Raw genomic sequence first — 16407 nt, 5'->3', positions numbered from 1 at the left:
GACGCTACGGCCGGCCGTCGTTCCCGTCGTCCCACCACGGAGCGATCATCGGGTCCGTCGCACGGCGGACGGGCCTCATCCGCCGGGCCGGACCACCCCGTGCTCGTACGCGAACACCACCGCCTGCACCCGGTCGCGCAGCCCGAGCTTGGCCAGTACGCGGCTGACGTGGGTCTTCACCGTCGCCTCGCCGACGTGCAGCACGTCCGCGATCTCGGCGTTGCTGGCCCCGCGCGCCACCAGTTCCAGCACCTCCCGCTCGCGCGGCGTCAGGTCCGCGGTGGCCGCGTCGTGCCGCGGGTCCGGCGGCACCGCGCCGGGCCGGGCGAACGTGGAGATCACCCGCCGGGTGAGCGCCGGCGCGATCAGTCCCTCGCCGCGCGCCACCACCCGGACCGCCTCGATCAGGTCCTCCGGGGTGCCGTTCTTGAGCAGGAAGCCGCTCGCCCCGGCGCGCAGCGCGGCGAACAGGTAGTCGTCGTGGTCGAACGTGGTGAGGATCAGCACCGCCGGGCCGCCCGGCGTCGCGTCGGCGGTGATCCGGCGGGTGGCCTCCAGCCCGTCGAGCACCGGCATCTCCACGTCCATCAGCACCACGTCCGGACGCAGCGCGGCCGCCATCGACACGGCGCGCTGCCCGTCGGCGGCCTCGCCGACCACCTCGATGTCGTCCTCGACCTCCAGGATCACCCGGAAACCGGTCCGGACCAGGTGCTGGTCGTCGACGAGCAGCACCCGCACCGGGGCGGTCACGCCGCCCGCCCGGTGGCCTCGACCGGCAGCGGCATGCGGGCCCGGACCCGGAACCCGCCGCCGGGACGTGGCCCGGCCTCCACCTCACCGCCGTGCGCGGCGACCCGCTCCCGCATGCCGATCAGGCCGAGCCCGGCCCCGGCAGCCGGCACGGCGCCGTGTCCGTCGTCGCTCACGTCGATCTCCAGGTCCCTCGCCAGATAGCGGATCCGCACGTCCAGCGTGGTGGCGTGGGCGTGCTTGACCACGTTCGTCACCGCCTCCTGCACGATCCGGTACGCCGCCTGCGACACCGAGCGCGGCAGCGGCACCGGTTCCCCGTACACCCCGACGTCGGCCCGCAGGCCGGTCTCCCGGGCCCGGTCGACGAGCGCGCGGACCTCGTCGATGCCGGCGGTGTCCTCCGGCGCGGTGGCCGCGCCGGCAGCGGCGTCCGGGTCGCGCAGCACGCCGAGCATCCGGCGCAGCTCGTCGACCGAGGTGCGGGCCGTCTCCTCGATCGCGGCCAGGGCGGTACGCGCCTTGTCCCGGTCCCTGTCGAACACGCGCCGGCACGCGGCGGCCTGAACGCCCATCACCGACACGTGGTGGGCGACCACGTCGTGCAGTTCGCGGGCGATGCGGACCCGCTCGCCCATCACCGCGCGCTCGCGCGCCTCGACCTGTGACCGGCGCAGTTGCTCGGCCTGCTCGCGCAGTTCGTGCCTGCGGCGCGCGGCCACCCAGGCGGTCTGCCCGGAGTAGTAGGCGAACCCGAAGAACAGCACGTTGTAGAGCACGCCGTTCACGACGGCGGCGAGCACCGGCGGCACCGGGCCGGCGGCGTCGGCGAAGGAGGCGGCGGTGATCTGGTCGGCCCGCAGCGCGAGGGACAGCGCGAGCCAGCCGAACATCGCCACGATGATGCCGGCCCGCAGCCGCCCGGCCAGCCGCCGGTCGGTGCCCCACGCGCCGAGCGTGAAGAGGGCGGCGAACAGCGCGCCCGACGGGAGCTGGGCGAGCGGGACCGCCCGCGCCTGCCCCGCGACGAAGGCGATCGAGACGAGCACGGCGACGGTGGCGGGCCACCGCCGGCGTACGGCCAGCGGAGCGGTCACCGCCACGGTCCACCAGATCTGCTCGGCGACGCTCGGCGGTGGCCCGAGCAGGAAGGCCCCGGTGCTGTGCGCCAGCGTCAGCTCGAACAGGGCCAGCACGGTGACCGCGAGCCCGACCCAGAGGTCGGCGCGCAACTGCGAGGCTGTGGGAGCCGGCCGGCGCCAGGCGGTGGTGGGTGCGGTGCTCACCGTACGACCATGCCACCGCTGCCGCCGATGCGGTGCCCGGGGCGTAAACGGGTGGGCCGGACGACAGCCGGGACGTAGCCTGCCGGGGTGTTCGTGCCCGATCTGCCGTTACGTACCGAGCGCCTGCTGCTGCGCGCCTTCACCGCCGAGGACCTCGCCGTGGTCCGGGACTACCGGGGCCGCCCGGAGGTGACCCGCTACCTCTACCACGGGCCGTACGACGACGCCGCCGCTCGAGCCGCGATCGACCGGCTGGTCCGGCGGACCGCGCTGCGCGCCCCCGGCGACGTGCTCAACCTGGCGGTGACGCTGGTGGACACCGGGGATTTCCTCGGCGACGTGCTGCTGAGCTGGACCAGCGGGGAGCACCGGCAGGGCGAGATCGGGTACGTGGCGCACCCCGCGCACACCGGCCGCGGGTACGTCACCGAGGCGGCCCGGGAGCTGCTGCGGATCGGCTTCGACGGGCTCGGGCTGCACCGGATCGTGGGCCGGCTGGACGCGCGCAACACCGCGTCGGCCCGGGTGCTGGAACGGCTGGGCATGCGCCGGGAGGCGCACCTGCGGGAGAACGAGTTCGTCAAGGGGGAGTGGACCGACGAGGTGGTCTACGCGCTGCTGGCCCGGGAGTGGCGCGCGGCGGCCTGACTGTCCGCGTACCCGAAAGGGCCCGGCACGCCCTCGACGGGGCGTGCCGGGCCGGGCGGGGCTTCAGGCGGCGCGGCGGGCCTTGACCGCGCTGTCGACCACGTCCCAGATCGCGACCAGCACGACCACCGCGCCCGCCACCCGGGCGAACTCGACGGTCCCGCCGTCGCGCAGCCAGGCGAACCGCTCGACCAGCTCCGGGTTGAGCAGCCGGTCGTTGGCGAGCAGCCAGAGCACCGGGGCGGCGAACGCCACGTTGAGCACCGCGTTGACCGCCACCAGCGGCCAGGTCCACCGGCCGGAGCGGTACTTGGCGATCTCCAGGCCGACGGTGGCCAGCAGCACCACGATCAGGGCCGGCAGCCAGAAGCTCCAGAGCGCCGGGTCGAGTGCCGGCAGCCGGGTGCCGTCGTCGGTGGTCCAGCGCTGGAAGTGCTGGCCGACCAGGAGGCCGATGGTGGCGAGCAGGAACACCACGGAGGCGATGCTGTCGGAGTGGCTGATCTGCCGTTCCCGGGTCTCCTCGGGGAGCTGGTCGACGGTCCACTCGGGCAGGCCGAGCGGGGTTCGGGTGCGTTCCAGCACGGCGAACACCAGCGTGACCCAGAACGCGATCTGCACCGCGGTCTGCATCGCGGCCACGACCGCCGTGCCGATCGCCGCGCCCGGCTCGCCGTCGACGAGCGCCTTCGTGACGCCGGAGAGCGCGCCGACGATCGCCGGGATCCAGGTGAGCAGCAGCCGCAGCAGCCGCCACCAGGTCAGGTAGTAGCGCGGGCCGATGAGTTGCAGGGTGCGGTCGCTGTAGCGGGCCGCGAGCTTCTCCGGGTGGCCGAGCTCGGTGAGCACCTCGCGTTCGGCGGAGGCGTGGTCCTGCCCGCCCGAGGTCCGGTCGTCGATCATGTCGGCGATGGAGCCGCGCAGTTCCTCGGCGAGTTCCAGGCGGCGCTGGGCGGGCACGGCCCGCATCGTGGCGGCGACGTAACGGTCGGTCAGGGAACTCATCGTTCCGCTCCTTCGATCAGTTCGGTGACGGACGTCCGCACCGCGGTCATGTCGTCGAGCAGGCGGTTCAGGAGGTCTTGGCCGTCGTCGCTGGTCCGGTAGAACTTGCGCGGCCGGCTCTCCTCGGTGTTCCACTCGCTGGTCAGCAGGCCCTGGTCCTCCAGCCGGCGCAGCAGCGGGTAGAGCGTGTTGGCGTCGACCGCGAAGCCGTGCGCGGCCAGCCGTTGCAGCAGGGCGTATCCGTAGTCGGGGCGGCGCAGGGCGACCAGGCTGGCCACCACGACAGTGCCGCGTCGTAGCTCCTGGAGATGGGTCCGGAGGACCTCTTCGCTGACCATGCCCAACACGATACTGTGTGCCACACACCATTGCAACAGGCAGGGACATCGCGTGCCGCACACCGGCCGGTCGGAGAGACCCGGACCACCCTCGGTGTGGACGGTGGAGCCCGCGAGATCACCTCGGTAGGGTGGGTCGGTCGACTCCGACGCAGCTTGATCCACAACCCGGGGGGCGCCACGCATGGGCGATTCGTTCGCGCATCTGCACGTACACACCGAGTACTCGATGCTCGACGGGGCGGCCCGGCTCAAGGACCTCTTCGCCGAGGCGGCGCGGCTCGGCATGCCGGCGGTGGCGATCACCGACCACGGCAACATGCACGGCGCGAACGACTTCTACAAGCAGGCCATGGACGCCGGGGTCAAGCCCATCCTCGGCGTCGAGGCGTACGTCGCACCGGAGTCGCGCTTCCACAAGGCCCGGGTGAAGTGGGGGCGCCCCGAGCAGAAGAGCGACGACGTCTCCGGCAACGGCGCGATCACCCACATGACCATGTGGGCCAAGAACCGCGACGGCCTGCACAACCTGTTCAAGCTCAACTCCCGCGCCTCCATGGAGGGCCACTACGTCAAGTGGCCCCGGATGGACATGGAGCTGATCGCCGAGCACGCCGAGGGCATCATGGCCACCACCGGCTGCCCCTCCGGCGCGGTGCAGACCCGCCTGCGGCTGGGCCAGTTCGACGAGGCGCTCAAGGTCGCCGCCGCGTACCAGGACATCTTCGGCAAGGACAACTACTTCCTGGAGATCATGGACCACGGCCTCGACATCGAGCGCCGGGTCCGCGACGGGCTCACCGAGATCGCCCGCAAGCTCGACATCCCGCCGGTGGTCACGAACGACTCGCACTACACCCACGAGGCGCAGGCCGAGGCGCACGACGTGCTGCTCTGCGTACAGACCGGCAGCAACGTGGCCGACCCGAACCGGTTCCGGTTCGAGGGCGGCGGCTACTTCGTCAAGTCCGCCGACCAGATGCGCGCCGTCGACTCCTCCGAGCTGTGGCAGCAGGGCTGCCGCAACACGCTGCTGGTGGCCGAGAAGGTCGACCCGGCCGGCATGTTCACGTTCCACAACCTGATGCCGCGGTTCCCGATCCCCGAGGGTGAGACCGAGGAGTCCTGGTTCCGCAAGGAGACCTTCGCCGGGCTCAAGCGCCGCTTCCCCAACGGCATCCCCGAGGGCCACGTCGTCCAGGCCGAGTACGAGCTGGGCGTCATCATCCAGATGGGCTTCCCGTCGTACTTCCTCGTGGTCGCCGACTTCATCCAGTGGGCCAAGAGCCAGGGCATCGCGGTCGGCCCGGGGCGTGGCTCGGCGGCCGGCTCGCTCGTGGCGTACGCGCTGGGCATCACCGACCTCGACCCGATCCCGCACGGCCTGATCTTCGAGCGGTTCCTCAACCCCGAGCGCGTCTCCATGCCGGATGTCGACATCGACTTCGACGAGCGCCGGCGCGGCGAGGTCATCAAGTACGTGACCGACAAGTGGGGCGAGGACAAGGTCGCGCAGATCGCCACGTTCGGCACGATCAAGGCGAAGGCCGCGATCAAGGACTCGGCCCGCGTGCTCGGCTTCCCGTACGCGGTCGGCGACCGGATCACCAAGGCCATGCCCCCGGCGGTGATGGGCAAGGACATCCCGCTGTCCGGCATCTTCGACCCGAAGCACCCCCGCTACGCCGAGGCGGGCGAGATCCGCGGCCTCTACGAGTCCGACCCGGACGTCAAGAAGGTCATCGAGACCGCCAAGGGCATCGAGGGCCTGATCCGGCAGACCGGTGTGCACGCCGCCGGCGTCATCATGTCCGCCGAGCCGATCATCGAGCACATCCCGCTGATGCGGCGCGACTCCGACGGCGTCATCATCACGCAGTTCGACTACCCGACCTGCGAGTCGCTCGGGCTGCTGAAGATGGACTTCCTCGGCCTGCGGAACCTGACGATCATCGACGACGCGGTGAAGAACATCCAGCTCAACCACGGCCGGGAGCTGGACCTGCTCGGCCTGCCGCTTGATGACAAGCCGGCGTACGAACTGCTGGCCCGCGGTGACACGCTCGGCGTGTTCCAGCTCGACGGCGGGCCGATGCGCTCGCTGCTGCGGCTGATGAAGCCGGACAACTTCGAGGACATCTCCGCCGTCCTGGCGCTCTACCGGCCCGGCCCGATGGGCGTGGACTCGCACACCAACTACGCGCTGCGCAAGAACGGCCTCCAGGAGATCACCCCGATCCACCCGGAGCTGGAGGAGCCGCTACGCGAGATCCTCGCGCCCACGTACGGCCTGATCGTCTACCAGGAGCAGGTGCAGCGCGCCGCGCAGATCCTCGCCGGCTACACGCTCGGCCAGGCCGACCTGCTGCGCCGGGCGATGGGTAAGAAGAAGAAGGAGATCCTCGACAAGGAGTTCATCCCGTTCCGGGACGGCTGCCGCGAGCGCGGCTACTCCGACGAGGCCATCCAGGCCGTGTGGGACGTGCTGGTGCCGTTCGCCGGCTACGCGTTCAACAAGGCCCACTCCGCCGCGTACGGCCTGGTCTCCTACTGGACCGCATACCTCAAGGCGCACTACCCGGCCGAGTACATGGCCGCCTTGCTCACCTCCGTCGGTGACGACAAGGACAAGATGGCCATGTACCTGTCCGAGTGCCGCCGGATGCGCATCCAGGTGCTCCCGCCGGACGTCAACACCTCGGCCGGGCCGTTCACGCCGGTCGGCAAGGAGATCCGCTTCGGTCTCGGCGCGGTACGCAACGTCGGCGCGAACGTGGTCGCCTCGATCATGCGGTGCCGTGAGGAGAAGGGCGACTACACCGACTTCTACGACTTCCTGTCCAAGGTCGACGCCGTGGTCTGCAACAAGAAGACGATCGAATCGCTGATCAAGGCCGGTGCGTTCGACGCGCTCGGCCACCCGCGCAAGGGCCTGCTCGCAGTGCACGCCGACGCCATCGACGCGTACGCCGACGTCAAGCGCAAGGAGGCGGTCGGCCAGTACGACCTGTTCGGCGCCGGCTTCGGCGAGGCGGAGACCGGCGGCACCACCACGGTCATGCCGGTCATCGGCGAGGGGGAGTGGGACAAGCGCGACAAGCTCGCGTTCGAGCGCGAGATGCTCGGCCTGTACGTCTCCGACCACCCGCTGTTCGGCCTGGAACACGTGCTCGGCGCTGCTGCGGACACCACTATCGCCGCGCTGTCCGAGGAGGGCACGGTGCCCGACGGTGCGGTGGTCACCCTGGCCGGCATCCTCTCCGGCGTGCAGCGCCGGGTCACCAAGCAGGGCCGGGCCTGGGCGTCGGCGACGCTGGAAGACCTCGCCGGCGGCGTGGAGACGCTGTTCTTCCCGAACACGTACGAGGTGATCGGGCAGTACATCGCCGAGGACGCCATCGTGGTGGTCAAGGGCCGGGTCGACCGGCGCGACGACACCCCGCGCATCATGGCGATGGACATGTCCATGCCGGACGTCACCAGCAACCCGGCGAACAAGCCGGTCACGCTGACCATCCCGGTGCACAGGTGCACGCCGCCGCTCGTGGAACGGCTCAAGGAGACGCTCGTGCTGCACCCCGGCGACACCGAGGTGCACGTCAAGCTGCTCAACGGCGGCAAGGTCACCACGCTGCGCCTCGGCCCGTTCCGGGTCGCGCCGACCACCGCGCTGATGGGTGACCTGAAGAGCGTGCTCGGCCCGGCCAACGTGAGCTGACCGGGCCGGGCGCGCCTCCGGCGCAGCGAGCTAGACGCGGGTGACGCGGATGGCGTCGGCGATCACGTACCCGGTGCTGCCGGACCACCTGCTGACACCCACCTTGTTGGCGTCACCGGCGGCCAGGGTGAAGGTGCCCAGCGACCGCCACGCACCGCCGTTGGCGCTCTGGTTCACCGAGACCGTCTGGTTGCCGCTGGTGGTCGCGACGATGTACGGCGTGGAGGTGTTGTAGCCGGCCACGGCCGGATACCAGACCTCCACCCGGTAGGTGGCGGTCGCCGGGATGTTCACCTTGTACCAGGCGGTGTCGCTGGCCGCGACGGGGTTGGCGTACCGGTAGTCGGCGCCGTAGCGCTGCGCCGAGTACGTCGAGGTGCTCCAGTTGGCGCTCGCGGTGAACCGCCCGGCGGTGGTGTTGTCCACGATCGTCGACCACGCGGTCGGCGGGGGCGTGGTGCCGCCGGTGACGAGCTGCATGTAGTAGGTCCAGTTCCAGTTCGGACCCGGGTCGGTGTGCGTGGCACCCGGCACCTGGTTGTGCCCGATGATGTTGGTGCGGGTCTTCGGGATGCCGTACTTGTCGCACAGGTACCGGGTCAGCGCCGCCGACGACCGGTACATCGCGTCGGTGTACCAGGAGGCGTTGTCGACGTACCCCTCGTGCTCGATGCCGATCGACTGGGTGTTGTAGGTCCAGTTGCCGGCGTGCCAGGCGATGTCCTTGTCGCGCACCATCTGGGTCACCGCGCCGTCGGAGGAGCGGAGCAGGTAGTGCGCGCTGGTGCCGGCGGCGGCGTTCTGGAACCAGCTGATCGAGCCGGCGTAGCTGCCCTGCATGGTGTGGATGACGATGTAGTTGATCGGGTACGCCGACTCGCGGCTGGAGACCGTGTAGTTGGACGAGTTGGCCGGCACCCAGGCCGCCGGGCCGTAGTCGGTGCTCAGGGTGCCGAAGTCGCCGGTGCCCAGCGGCGCCACGTCGGTGTACCGGCCCCGCTGCGGCGCGACCGGACGGCCGTCCACGCTGACCTCGCCGCCGGCCGTGGTGGCGATGAAGCCCCTGGCGAGCAGGTCGTACACGGAGTCGGCGTACAGCCGGGCGGTGGCCGCGTCCGCCGAGCCGCCGTAGCGGGCGATCGGGCCGTACCACTGGTTGACGTCGTCGCGCTGCGCCGCGGTGAGCCCGGCCTCGTCGGCGTAGGAGCGCAGCACCGCCGCCGCGCCGGCCACGTTCGCCGCGTCCCGGGTACGCAGGTCGGCGCGGTCCAGCCGGGTCCGGCGCGCGGCCTCGTCGAGGGTCCGTACCTTCGGGTTGCTGGTCAGGTGCATCACGCCGTAGCCGCCGGAGACGCTGGGCTCGCCGCCGTGGCCGTCCAGGCGGGTCTCGGCGTAGCCGAGCGCGGCGAGCACGTCGCGCGGCACGTCGGAGTCGGCGGCGGCCCGGTCGAAGGCCGCGGCGAGCGGCTGCGCGCCGTGCGCAGGCGCGGCCTGGGCCGGCTGGCCGGTCAGGCCGATCATGAGGATCATGGCGCCGCCGAGCAGGTGGCTCACCCGACGCGAGGGTCTCCGAATCGTCACAGGCACTCCTCGTCCACTACACGGGGCGACGGGGCTCACGTCGCCGGTTCGCCGCACCCTATAGCGTGACGTTCGTCTATGTCGATAGCTTGCATCGACGGGCTCAATGCTGAAGACTTCCTTCAGATGCGGAGCTGCCCCCGTACCGTCGCGGTGTTGCCCGGCGGGCCACGGCCGGGCAGTATCGGGCGGATGCCGCCCACCGACCTGCTGCGCGTCCGTGACCTGGTGCCCGACTTCCTGGCCTGCGCCGAGCGGTCCGCGCCGCCGGAACCGTGGTCCTCCCGGTATCTGGCCGGTCATCCGGACGTGGTCCGGGCGCTGCGCCGCGACGGCGACTGGTCCGACGCCGCGGGCGTGGCCGCCACCCTGGACGGGCTCCGCGACCGCGCCGCGGACCTGGCGGCACGAGCCGAGACGGTACGCGCGCTGCTGCCCGGCGGCGTCGCGGCGGTGGCGGACGCGCTGGGCTGGTCCGGCGACGGCGGGCCGGTCGAGTGCGTGGTGCTGGTCGGGCTGAACCAGGCCAACGGCTGGGCCGGCGAGCTGAACGGCAGGTACGCGCTCTTCCTCGCCGTGGAACAGCTCGGGCCGCCGGAGGACCTCGAGCTGCTGGTGCGGCACGAGGCCGCGCACGTGGTGCACGACCGCGGCGCCGCGATCCGCGACTGGCCCGAGTACGGGGTGGCGAACGCCCTGTTCACCGAAGGGCTCGCCACCCAGGTCACGGCGGAGCTGGACTCCGGCCGGACGGACGAGGAGTACCTCTGGTTCGGCCGCCCCGGCCACCGGCGGTGGCTCGACGAGTGCCGCCGCCGGTGGCCGGAGATCCTGCGCCGGGTCCGCGCCGACCTCGACGCCACGGACGCCGAGCACCACGCCCCGTACTTCCTGATGCGGGACTCGCCGCTGGCCGGTGGCCTGCCGAAGCGTTGCGGCTACCTGGTCGGCCTGACCGCGGTACGACACCTGCGCCGCCACCACACCCTGCCGGACCTGGCCACCTGGCCCCTGCCCCGCGTCCGCACAGAGATCGCCGCCGCCCTGACCGACCTCCCCCCACCACCCTGACCCCCGCCCCTCCGCCCCACCTCACCTCCCCCCCCCCCCCCGGCCTGGCGATCATGAAGTTAGCGGCGGACAAATCGGACCGTAGGCACCGCCAACTTCATGATCGGCGGGGCGGGTGCGGTGGCGCGGACACCCGCGCCCCGGTTCACCGCCCCGACCCCCGCGATCTTGCACTTCCCGCCCCGCCCCGCCCCGCCCCGCCCGCCCCGCGCCCCCCCTGCTCCCCGCTGCGCGATCTTGCAGTTTCGGCCCTGCGATTCGGGGCTTTGCACCATTTGCCGGGGCGGAAAGTGCAAGATCGCCGGGGCCGGGGCCGGGGCCGGGGCCGGGGCCGGGGCCGGGGTCGGGGTTGGGGTGGGCCACGGGGGTGGGATTGGCGGTGTCGGGGGTGGGGTGGGGGTGGTTAGCGTCGGTGGCATGGAGCTGGAGCAGGCGCAGAAGTTGTGGCAGCCGGAACCGGGCTGGTTGAACACCGCCACCTACGGGCTGCCGCCCGAGCCGGTGTGGGACGCCGTGCAGCAGGTGCTCGCCGACTGGCGGACCGGGCGGGTGTCGTTCGAGGTGTGGGACGAGTCGGTGGACCGGTCCCGGGCCGCGTTCGCCCGGCTGACCGGTGTGGACGTCGCCGACGTGAGCGTCGGCTCCGCCGTGTCGCAGCTGGTCGCGCCGATCGCGGCGAGCCTGCCGGCGGGCGCGACGGTGGTGGTGCCCGAGAGCGAGTTCACCTCGATCCTGTTCCCCTGGCTGGTGCAGCGGGAGCGGGGCGTGCGGGTCCGCACCGTGCCGCTGGACGGCCTGGTCGACGCGATCGACGCCGACACCGACCTGGTGGCGTTCAGCGTGGTGCAGTCCGCCGACGGCACCGTGACCCCGTACGACGAGATCGTCGCGGCGGCCCGGGCGCACGGCGCCGTCGTGGTGGTCGACGCCACGCAGGCGTGCGGCTGGCTGCCGTTCGCGGCGGACCGCGCGGACGCGGTGGTGGTGGGGGCGTACAAGTGGCTGATGGCGCCGCGCGGCGCGTCCTTCGCCTACCTGGCGCCGGCGCTGCGCGAGCGGATACGCCCGGACGCGGCCGGGTGGTACGCCGGCCGGGACCCGCACGCCTCCTACTACGGGACGCCGCTGCGCCTGGCCGAGGACGCCCGGCGGTTCGACATCTCCCCGTCCTGGCTGTGCTACGTCGGGGCGGCGCCGGCGCTGGAGCTGCTCGCCGACCTCGACCCGGAGGCGGTGCGCGCGTACGACGTGGGGCTGGCCAACCGGTTCCTGACCGGGCTGGGCCGGCCGCCGGGCGACAGCGCGATCGTCAGCGTGGACGTGCCGGACGCGCAGGAGCGGCTGGCCCGCGCCGGGGTGCGCGCGGCGGTACGGGCGGGCCGGGTCCGCGCCTCGTTCCACCTCTACACGACCGAGGCGGACGTGGACCGGGCGGTCGAGGCGCTGACCGGCTGACCGCTCCGCTCAGGCCAGGTGGCCGCCGATCTTCGTGTAGCCGCGCAGCAGATCCCGGGAGATGATCAGCCGCTGCATCTCGTCGGTGCCCTCGAAGATCCGGTACAGCCGGACCTGCCGGTACCAGCGTTCGATCGGCAGTTCCCGGGTGTAGCCCATGCCGCCGTGGATCTGCAGCGCCCGGTCCACCACCCGGTTGACCATGCCGGCGCCGTAGAGCTTGCCCATCGAGGAGGCGTGCCGGGGGTCGAGGCCCTGGTCGACCGTCCAGGCCGAGCGCAGGATCAGCCAGCGGGCCGCCTCCAGCTCGGTCTCCGAGTCGGCGATCATCCACTGGATGGCCTGGTTGGTGGCGATCGGCGCGCCGAACGTCTCCCGCGTGTTGGCGTGGTCGATCGCCATCTGCAGGACTCGTTCGGCGATGCCGACGGCGTGCGACGGGATGGTGTAGCGGCCCTTGCCGATCCACTCCATGCCGAGCGTGAAGCCCTGCCCGATCTCGCCGAGGATGTTGCGGTGCGGCACCCGTACGCCGTCGAAGATCAGCGAGGCGGGGCCGCCCTCGCCCATGGTCTGGATGAACTCCGAGCGCCAGCCCATCGCGCGGTCCACCAGGAACGCGGTGGCGCCGCCGCGGCGGGCGCCCTTCTCCGGGTCGGTCACCGCGACCACGATGGCGAAGTCGGCGTCGTTGCCGTTGGTGATGAACGTCTTCTCGCCGTCGAGGACCCAGTCGTCGCCGTCGCGACGGGCGCGCAGCTTGATGTTCGCCGCGTCGGAGCCCGCGCCGGGCTCGGTGATGGCGAAGCAGGAGATCCGTTCCCCCTCGATGGTGGGGATCAGGAACTCGCGCTTCTGCTCCTCGGTGGCGTGGAACAGGATGTTGTCGGCTTCGCCGCCGAAGCGGAACGGCACGAAGCTGCGGCCCAGCTCGGTCCAGATCAGCGACTGCATGACCGCCGGCAGGGCCATCCCGCCGTACTCCTCCGGCGTGGCCAGCCCCCAGAAGCCGAACTTCTTCGCCTTGAGCTGGAGTTCGCGCAGCTCGGAGCGGTCCAGGCCGGGCTGGTGGGCGCGCTCGCGGCGCAGCACCTCCGCCTCCAGCGGCATCACCTCACGGGTGACGAACGTGCGAACGGTGTCCCGGATCGCGCGTTCCTCGTCGGACAGTGCGAAGTCCACGGTGCCCCCTCAGGTCGACTGCCTCTAAACTAGCGCTGTAAGTTTTACCGCGTCCAGACCCGATGTCGAAGGGAGGATGATGACCAGGTGCCCCGACCCCGACAGGCCCTGCTCACCCGCGACCGGATCGTCGAGACCGCGCTGGCGCTGATCGACGCCGACGGGCTGGACGCGCTCTCGACCCGGCGACTCGCCGCCGCGCTCGGCGTCCGCGGCCCGTCGCTCTACAACCACTTCGCCACCAAGGAGGAGATCCTCGACGCGGTGGCCGACGGCGTCGCGGCGACAGTCGACATCAGCGTCTTCGACGAGTACGAGTGGCTCGACGCACTCGGCCGCTGGGCGCGCTCGTACCGCGCCGCGCTGGCCGCGCACCCGAACATCGTGCCGTACCTGGCGCAGGGGCCGGGCCGCCGTCCGGCCGCGCTCGCCATGGCCGACGCGGTCTACGGCGCGCTGGTCCGGGCCGGCTGGCCGCCCGCGCGCGCCACCCACATCGGCGCCGCGATGCGCTACTTCGTGGCCGGGTCCGCACTCGGCTCGTTCGCCCGCGGCTTCGTCGAGGACCCCTCGCTCTATGCCGCGCACCCGCACCTCAACCAGGCGCACCGGCTCGCCGGCCACCAGCGCAGCGTGGACGAGGGCGCGTTCGCGCTCGGCCTGGACGCGCTGCTGCACGGGCTCGCCGCCGAGTACGCCGCCACCGTCGCCCCGCTGGAACGGACCGGCCGTCCGGAGTAGCGTCAAAACTCCCACCGCTAGTTTCCGCCGCCCCCGAAGGACGCCATGGATCTCGCCGCCGCCCCTCCCGCCCTGCTGACGCGCCGCCACCTGTACGTCGCCGGTGACTGGGCCGACCCGACCTCGGGCGACACCGTCCCGGTGGAGAACCCCGCCACCGGCAGCGTCGTCGGCGAGGTGCCCGCCGGCACACCGGCCGATGTGGACCGCGCGGTCGCCGCCGCCCGCGCCGCGTTCCCCGGCTGGGCCGCCACCGCCCCCGAGCAGCGGGCCGCGCACCTGGACCGGCTGCACACCGCGCTCGCCGCCCGCGCCGACGAGATCGCCCGCACCGTGGCGACCGAACTGGGCACGCCGCTCAAGCTCGCCACCCGCGTCCAGACCGGCCTGCCGCTGACAGTGCTGCGGAGCATGGTCGACCTGGCCGCCCGCCCGGCCACCGAGCACACGGTCGGCAACTCCCTCGTCGTCCGGGAGCCGGTCGGCGTGGTCGGCGCGATCACCCCGTGGAACTACCCGCTGCACCAGGTGGTCGCCAAGGTCGCGCCCGCACTCGCCGCCGGGTGCACGGTGGTGCTCAAGCCCAGCGAGCTGACGCCGCTGACGGCGTACCTGCTGTTCGACGCGATCACCGACGCCGGCCTGCCGCCCGGCGTGGTGAACCTGGTGCCCGGCACCGGCCCGGTGGTCGGTGAGGCGCTCGCCGCGCACCCCGACGTCGACCTGGTCTCGTTCACCGGCTCCACCGCCACCGGCCGCCGCATCGCCCACCTGGCCGCCGAGCGGATCGCCCGGGTGTCGCTGGAACTCGGCGGCAAGTCGGCGAACGTCGTCCTGGCCGACGCCGACCTGCCCACCGCGGTCAAGGTCGGCGTCGGCAACGCGCTGCTCAACTCCGGGCAGACCTGCACAGCCTGGACCCGGATGCTCGTGCACCGCGACCGCTACGCCGAGGCGCTGGACCTGGTCGCGGCGGCGGTGGCCGGCTACCGGCTCGGCGACCCCTTCGACCCGGGCACCCGGCTCGGCCCGCTGGCCTCCGCCGCGCAGGCCCAACGGGTACGCGACCACGTGGACCGCGCGCTCGCCGACGGCGCCCGGCTCGTCGCCGGTGGCCCGGACGCGCCACTGCCGCCGCGGGGCCACTTCGTGGCGCCCACCGTCTTCGCCGACGTCCACCCGGACAGCGCCCTGGCCCAGGAGGAGGTGTTCGGTCCGGTGCTCGCGGTCATCCCGTTCGCCGACACCGACGAGGCGGTCGCCATCGCCAACAACTCCCGGTACGGGCTGGCCGGCGCGGTCTGGTCCGCCGATTCCGACGCGGCGCTGGCGGTGGCCCGGCGGATGCGTACCGGCCAGGTGGACGTCAACGGCGGCGCGTTCAACCCGCTCGCCCCGTTCGGCGGCTACAAGCAGTCCGGCCTCGGCCGGGAACTCGGCGCGTACGGCGTGGAGGAGTTCACCGAGCTGAAGGCGATCCAGCGATGAGGGCGCTCGTGGTGCGCGGCCGGGGCGAGACACCGGCGGTCGAGGACGTACGCCTGCCCGCGCCCGGCCCGGGTGAGCTGCTGGTCCGCATCCGCGCCGCCGGCATCTGCCACTCCGACCTGGCCATGGTGGACGGCACGCTGGCGCCCGCGTACCCGCTGGTGCTCGGGCACGAGGCGACCGGCGTGGTGGCCGAGGCCGGGCCCGGCACCACGATCGCGGTCGGCACGCCTGTGGTGCTGAACTGGGCGCCCGCCTGCCGGGACTGCTGGCACTGCCGGCACGGCGAGCCGTGGCTCTGCGCGGCCAACCCCAACCCGTCCACGCCACGGGGCGAGACGGCCGCCGGTGAGCCGCTGGAGGTCACACTCGGGCTCGGCGCGCTCGCCGAGGAGGTGGTGGTGCCGCAGCGCGCCGCCGTACCGGTGCCCGCCGGACTGCCGCCGGAGCAGGCCGCGGTGCTGGGCTGCGCGGTGCTCACCGGCGTCGGCGCGGTCCGCAACACCGCGCGGGTCGCACCCGGCGAGTCGGTCGCGGTGATCGGGCTCGGCGGGGTGGGCCTGGCCGTGCTGACCGCCGCGCGGCGGGCCGGCGCGTCGCCGATCCTCGCCGTGGACGTGGTGGAGGCCAAGCGGGATCTCGCACTCGCCGCCGGGGCCACCGACTTCCTGCGCTCCGACGACCGGCTGGGCAAGGAGATCCGGGCCCGCACCGACGGGCGCGGCGTGGACCACGCGTTCGAGTGCGTCGGCCGGTCCGCCACCATCCGCGCCGCCTGGCGGGCGACGCGGCGCGGGGGAGCGGTCACCGTGGTCGGCATGGGCGCCCGTGACGACATGCTCAGCCTTTCCGCGCTGGACATCTTCCACTCCGCGCGGACGCTGCGCTCCTCGGTGTACGGCTCGACCGACCCGGACCGGGAGGTGCCGGAACTGGCCGTCGCGCTCGCCGCCGGTGACCTGGACCTGGGCCCGCTGGTGAGCGGCACGGTGCCGCTGACCGAGGCGCCCGCGGCGCTGGAACGGCTGGCCCGCGGCGAGGGTGCCCGCTGGGTGGTCACGTTCCCCGAATGACCCCTCCGGCACGGCGGTGGCCGTGGTGCGGGCGGGCGGCAGCGCCCCCCACGTGACGCGGAGCGACG

General features: G+C 72.8%; 13 protein-coding genes. 7 read left to right on the top strand and 6 right to left on the bottom strand.

The genetic code is table 11. The annotated features are described in order from the left end of the window. Positions 1 to 75 precede the first annotated feature (75 nt). Together SM452_RS09690 and SM452_RS09685 are read right to left on the bottom strand one after the other, a co-directional pair. Positions 76 to 753 (bottom strand): response regulator, encoded by a 678-nt coding sequence (locus tag SM452_RS09690; RefSeq protein WP_194802923.1) that lies wholly within the window; start codon positions 751 to 753, stop codon positions 76 to 78. Next, entirely contained in the window at positions 750 to 2039 is a 1290-nt protein-coding gene (locus SM452_RS09685; protein WP_262012360.1) for a sensor histidine kinase, read from the bottom strand. The genes SM452_RS09690 and SM452_RS09685 overlap by 4 nt, the downstream gene beginning before the upstream one ends. An 87-nt stretch (positions 2040 to 2126) precedes the next feature. Here SM452_RS09685 and SM452_RS09680 point away from each other — a divergent pair, with 87 nt between their 5' ends. Then, a complete protein-coding gene (locus tag SM452_RS09680; RefSeq protein ID WP_262012361.1) occupies positions 2127 to 2687 on the top strand; it encodes a GNAT family N-acetyltransferase in 561 nt (186 codons plus the stop codon). 63 nt (positions 2688 to 2750) lie between these two features. Here SM452_RS09680 and SM452_RS09675 read toward each other — a convergent pair whose 3' ends face one another. Further along, positions 2751 to 3692 carry a permease prefix domain 1-containing protein gene (locus SM452_RS09675; RefSeq protein ID WP_355507772.1) on the bottom strand — a complete coding sequence of 314 codons (942 nt, stop codon included), beginning with the start codon at positions 3690 to 3692 and terminating at the stop codon, positions 2751 to 2753. Continuing rightward, on the bottom strand, positions 3689 to 4030 hold the full coding sequence (locus SM452_RS09670) for a PadR family transcriptional regulator (RefSeq protein WP_350816001.1): 342 nt from the start codon (positions 4028 to 4030) through the stop codon (positions 3689 to 3691). Before SM452_RS09670 ends, SM452_RS09675 begins: the two co-directional genes overlap by 4 nt. 184 nt (positions 4031 to 4214) lie before the next feature. On the opposite strand from SM452_RS09670, the gene dnaE reads away from it, so the two are divergent. Further along, positions 4215 to 7748: a DNA polymerase III subunit alpha gene (gene dnaE, locus SM452_RS09665; RefSeq protein WP_355507774.1), complete on the top strand. Its 3534-nt coding sequence runs from the start codon at positions 4215 to 4217 to the stop codon at positions 7746 to 7748. Positions 7749 to 7778: 30 nt separating this feature from the next. Here the strand turns inward: dnaE and SM452_RS09660 are convergent, their stop codons facing one another. Then, positions 7779 to 8729 (bottom strand): golvesin C-terminal-like domain-containing protein, encoded by a 951-nt coding sequence (locus SM452_RS09660; protein ID WP_402808570.1) that lies wholly within the window; start codon positions 8727 to 8729, stop codon positions 7779 to 7781. A gap of 792 nt (positions 8730 to 9521) precedes the next feature. Here SM452_RS09660 and SM452_RS09655 point away from each other — a divergent pair. Both SM452_RS09655 and SM452_RS09650 read left to right on the top strand, forming a co-directional pair. Continuing rightward, the gene (locus tag SM452_RS09655) at positions 9522 to 10400 is read left to right on the top strand and encodes a DUF2268 domain-containing putative Zn-dependent protease (RefSeq protein WP_463839748.1); all 879 of its coding nucleotides are present in this window, start codon (positions 9522 to 9524) and stop codon (positions 10398 to 10400) included. A 417-nt stretch (positions 10401 to 10817) separates the two neighbouring features. After that, a complete protein-coding gene (locus SM452_RS09650; RefSeq protein ID WP_463839747.1) occupies positions 10818 to 11855 on the top strand; it encodes an aminotransferase class V-fold PLP-dependent enzyme in 1038 nt (345 codons plus the stop codon). Positions 11856 to 11864: 9 nt separating this feature from the next. Here the strand turns inward: SM452_RS09650 and SM452_RS09645 are convergent, their stop codons facing one another. Beyond that, positions 11865 to 13037, bottom strand: a complete 1173-nt coding sequence (locus SM452_RS09645) for an acyl-CoA dehydrogenase family protein (RefSeq protein WP_355507783.1) — start codon at positions 13035 to 13037, stop codon at positions 11865 to 11867. Positions 13038 to 13124: 87 nt separating this feature from the next. Here SM452_RS09645 and SM452_RS09640 point away from each other — a divergent pair, with 87 nt between their 5' ends. Genes SM452_RS09640 through SM452_RS09630 form a run of 3 tightly spaced genes read left to right on the top strand, consistent with a single transcriptional unit; the run spans position 13125 to position 16339 of the window. Then, a complete protein-coding gene (locus SM452_RS09640) occupies positions 13125 to 13778 on the top strand; it encodes a TetR/AcrR family transcriptional regulator (RefSeq protein WP_463839746.1) in 654 nt (217 codons plus the stop codon). Positions 13779 to 13823: 45 nt separating this feature from the next. Further along, positions 13824 to 15266 (top strand): aldehyde dehydrogenase family protein, encoded by a 1443-nt coding sequence (locus SM452_RS09635; protein WP_463839745.1) that lies wholly within the window; start codon positions 13824 to 13826, stop codon positions 15264 to 15266. Beyond that, complete coding sequence (locus SM452_RS09630) at positions 15263 to 16339, top strand: alcohol dehydrogenase catalytic domain-containing protein (RefSeq protein ID WP_463839744.1); 1077 nt, start codon at positions 15263 to 15265, stop codon at positions 16337 to 16339. Before SM452_RS09635 ends, SM452_RS09630 begins: the two co-directional genes overlap by 4 nt. The last annotated feature ends 68 nt before the right edge of the window (positions 16340 to 16407 follow it).

This window comes from Micromonospora sp. SYSU B005 (assembly GCF_055362685.1).
Note: the sequence above shows the minus strand (reverse complement) of the source record. Positions and strands in the feature narration are given on the sequence as shown.

Bases quoted from the DNA above. Each gene is read 5' to 3' on its own strand.
- SM452_RS09675 (WP_355507772.1), bottom strand. From the start codon at position 3,692: ATGAGTTCCCTGACCGACCGTTACGTCGCCGCCACGATGCGGGCCGTG.
- SM452_RS09670 (WP_350816001.1), bottom strand. From the start codon at position 4,030: ATGGTCAGCGAAGAGGTCCTCCGGACCCATCTCCAGGAGCTACGACGC.
- dnaE (WP_355507774.1), top strand. From the start codon at position 4,215: ATGGGCGATTCGTTCGCGCATCTGCACGTACACACCGAGTACTCGATG.
- SM452_RS09655 (WP_463839748.1), top strand. From the start codon at position 9,522: ATGCCGCCCACCGACCTGCTGCGCGTCCGTGACCTGGTGCCCGACTTC.
- SM452_RS09650 (WP_463839747.1), top strand. From the start codon at position 10,818: ATGGAGCTGGAGCAGGCGCAGAAGTTGTGGCAGCCGGAACCGGGCTGG.
- SM452_RS09635 (WP_463839745.1), top strand. From the start codon at position 13,824: ATGGATCTCGCCGCCGCCCCTCCCGCCCTGCTGACGCGCCGCCACCTG.
- SM452_RS09630 (WP_463839744.1), top strand. From the start codon at position 15,263: ATGAGGGCGCTCGTGGTGCGCGGCCGGGGCGAGACACCGGCGGTCGAG.